Source organism: Oleiphilus sp. HI0132, assembly GCF_001635845.1.
In genome coordinates this window covers 1-937 of record NZ_LWGJ01000417.1, presented here as the reverse complement: position 1 = coordinate 937, position 937 = coordinate 1, and the positions used below count along the sequence as shown (strand labels likewise).

Below are 937 nucleotides of genomic sequence, written 5' to 3'. Positions count from 1 at the left end.
CATCGAAGACTTCTGCAGCAGTCGCACGGTGTACGTCTTCTCCTTGAGCAAATGCCTCCAACAAGCCCTTATCTTGAGACAAGTGCGCCATAATTCTCAGTTCTATTTGCGAATAGTCGGCTGCGATAAGCTTATAACCGTCGGGTGCAACAAAAGCCTGACGAATCTTTCGACCTTCGGTGCTTCGAATCGGAATATTCTGCAAGTTCGGATCACTAGAAGATAAACGCCCTGTCGCGGTGACAGCCTGATGATAAGAAGTATGAATTCTCCCTGTTCCCGGATTAATCAACTGCGGAAGTTTATCGGTATAAGTCGACTTGAGTTTTGCCAGACTACGGTGCTCAAGAATTAACTTAGGCAGCGGGTAGTCAAGTGCTAATTCCTGTAAGACCGGCTCGGCGGTTGAAGGTTGACCCTTGGGCGTCTTCTTGATGATCGGCAACCCTAGTTTCTCAAAGAATATCGCTTGCAACTGTTTTGGTGAACTTAAGTTGAACTCTTCACCCGCCAAGTCATAAGCTTCACGCTCTAGCTCAACAATTCGTTCGGCTAATTCCTGACTCTGCTGCCCTAGAATATGAGCGTCAACCACCGCACCTGTGCGTTCTATTTTTGACAGAATCGACAACAGAGGCTTATCTATTTCATGATAAACCTTCGCCAGCCCTTCAATCTTTTCTAATTGCGGATAGATTGCATGGTGAAGCGCCAAAGTAATCTCGGCATCTTCTGCGGCATAAGGCCCGGCTTGCTCTAGAGCTATTTGGTTGAAGGTAAGCTGTTTGGCTCCCTTCCCGGCGATATCTTCAAAGTGGATGGTTTTTCTGCCCAAGTACTTCTCGGCCAGAGTATCCATGTCGTGACGACTTCCCGTGGAGTTCAGCACATAAGATTCAATCATCGTATCGTGCGCAATACCTTGAAGCTCAATACC

Annotated in this window: 1 protein-coding gene; it reads right to left on the bottom strand. The window is 47.3% G+C overall.

What is annotated here, in order from left to right:
- The coding region (locus tag A3766_RS05145) for a DNA polymerase (RefSeq protein ID WP_231882837.1) at positions 1-937 on the bottom strand (937 nt) is incomplete at both ends.